The sequence below is a fragment of the Caldovatus sediminis genome, assembly GCF_014644455.1.
GTDB classification, from domain to species: domain Bacteria; phylum Pseudomonadota; class Alphaproteobacteria; order Acetobacterales; family Acetobacteraceae; genus Caldovatus; species Caldovatus sediminis.
Window position 1 is genome coordinate 1 of sequence record NZ_BMKS01000037.1, and the last position, 1451, is coordinate 1451.

General features: G+C 69.5%; 1 tRNA gene and 1 pseudogene. Both read right to left on the reverse strand.

From position 1 onward, the window contains the following. A pseudogene (locus IEX99_RS22195) lies at window positions 1-584 on the reverse strand (hypothetical protein); the annotation flags it as partial. A gap of 348 nt (window positions 585-932) precedes the next feature. Next, window positions 933-1024: transfer RNA gene (locus IEX99_RS22200), tRNA-Ser, on the reverse strand. Between the last annotated feature and the right edge of the window lie 427 nt (window positions 1025-1451).

Consider the following 1451-nt stretch of genomic DNA (forward strand, 5'->3'; position numbering starts at 1 on the left):
GGGCGAGGCACCAGCCCCGGCCGCGTAACCCAAGCCGATTGGCCTCCGGCGAACCCGGCGCGGTTCACCACCGCCTCGACGGCCAGGTTCGCGAGCCACACCGCGAAGGGGTCGGTGTCCCAGCCACGAAGCCGCGAGCCGAGAGCCGCCAGCGCGATGGCGGGCTCGGCCCCTTCCATCTCCCTCAGCACGCGCGAAGCGGCTTCCATAAGGAAGGCGCCCCCGCCGCAGGAAGGGTCGATCACACGGCCCGCACGCCAGCAGTGGCCGGCCCGCTCGGCCTTATCCAAGAGACGGCGGACCAGGGCAGGCGGCGTGTAGTAGATACCGTGCGCGGCGCGGTGCTTGGCCGGAATGGCCTGCGTGTAGAGGCCGCCGAGGGTGGCCACGGCCTCGGGGAGAGACAGCGAAGAGAGCGCTTGTCCAAACTCGGCAGCAGCGGCGAGCGTGTCTTCCGGAAGGGTTGCCAGGGATAGGGCGTCGGGCAGCGGCGCCGACGCGATGCCCGGTCGCGCCAGCGAGGCGGCGCGGGAATGCCACCAGGCCACGGCAGCGGCATGGGCGACGGCGCGCGCGGTTTCCATGCTGGCGGCCTGCGCTATCGCGGAAAGGGCGCGCTGGCGGAGCAGCAGCGCTGCCGGGCTTGATGGCTCCGCCCGTCTCTGTTGTGCCGCTGATCGTCCTGCCATGCACCCCGCCCGCGATTCGCTCCGACATCATGCCGGCGAACAGATGCCTGCGACAGTTCAGGTTGACCTGACGGGGTTCAGGGGCAGTTGGCCGGCAGCCCGCCCCGATCCGCCCTGCTCCGCATGTGTCCGCCGGGCAACACCCGCGAACCATTCTCGACAGGCCGACAGGCTTGAGTGTGGGGAGGTTTGTGGGGACAAATCGGGGGATGGCCGAAAAAAACGGTGGCTTGCCGGATGACATGGCGGAGAGGGTGGGATTCGAACCCACGGTGCGGGTCACCCCGCACAACGGTTTTCGAGACCGCCCCGATCGACCGCTCCGGCACCTCTCCGCTGAGCTCGGGCAGCTCCTATAGGAGCCGTTATCGCTAGACGCAACTGGATCGCGTCCGCCGCAACGCGGTTGGCTAGGCCGCGTGGACGAACCGGCGCCGGGAGATTCCCAGGCGGCCTAGGGCGTGATTCCAAACTGATCTCTGGCATGGAGATCGGCGTTGATCCGTGGGCTGCTGACCGACGAGGAATGGTCCTTCTTCGAACCCTTTGCAGCGTCAGCGAGCCCGCTGGACGGCAGGCCTGCCCGCGACCACCGGCGGGCGTTCGACGCCAGCTTCTGGATCGCGCACCGGCCGGTGGCGTCCCGTGTGGTGGTGTAGGAGGGTCAGAGCCCGGGGCGCGTAGCGAAGCCCCTGGTGGAGCGGAGCGCCCCGGGCGGCCACCGCGGTGATTCTCGGTAGGGTTGGGTTGTCGAGACCTGCA